Source organism: Vibrio sp. 1078-1, assembly GCF_033340475.1.
This window is the reverse complement of the sequence record NZ_JAWOWM010000683.1, coordinates 1-568: the sequence shown is the minus strand read 5'-3', so window position 1 is coordinate 568 and position 568 is coordinate 1. Positions and strand designations below refer to the sequence as shown.

Below are 568 nucleotides of genomic sequence, written 5' to 3'. Positions count from 1 at the left end.
TTGTTTCGCAAACTCGTGCACGGCTGGGAATGTCATTGGATCTAAGACCTCCGCGAGAGCGCACAACCTACGGTGCAATTCTCCTGGGTAGTCACCGCATACGTTGATGTGACCCATTTTGCGCCCTTCGCGCTTCTCTTTGCCGTACCAATGGATGTGACAACCATCCATGGCGAGCAGCGCTTCTGGCAACGTATCTTCACCAAGAATATTCACCATTGAGGTTTCGCGAATCAGTTTGGTGCAGCCTAACGGCAAGCCGCACACGGCGCGCAGATGGTTTTCAAACTGACAAGTTTCCGCACCTTGCTGTGTCCAGTGACCGGAGTTGTGCACGCGTGGGGCAATCTCATTGACTAACAGTGTGCCCTCGACATCAAAGAACTCGAGTGCCAATACGCCAACGTAATCCAGGCTATCTGCGACGGCCGTGAACATCTGCTTGGCTTGGGCTTGCAGCTCTGGCGCATCAATCGCGGTGGATAAGCTCAATACGCCATTGGTATGAACGTTTTCTGCTAGAGGGTAAACTTCAACACTGCCGTCTTTGCCACGCGCACCAACTAAA

1 protein-coding gene is annotated in these 568 nt (G+C 52.8%); it reads right to left on the bottom strand.

Annotated elements, in window-relative coordinates:
- Window positions 1-568: ATP-grasp domain-containing protein (locus R7190_RS29495; RefSeq protein ID WP_318138154.1), on the bottom strand; the 568-nt coding region annotated here is incomplete at both ends.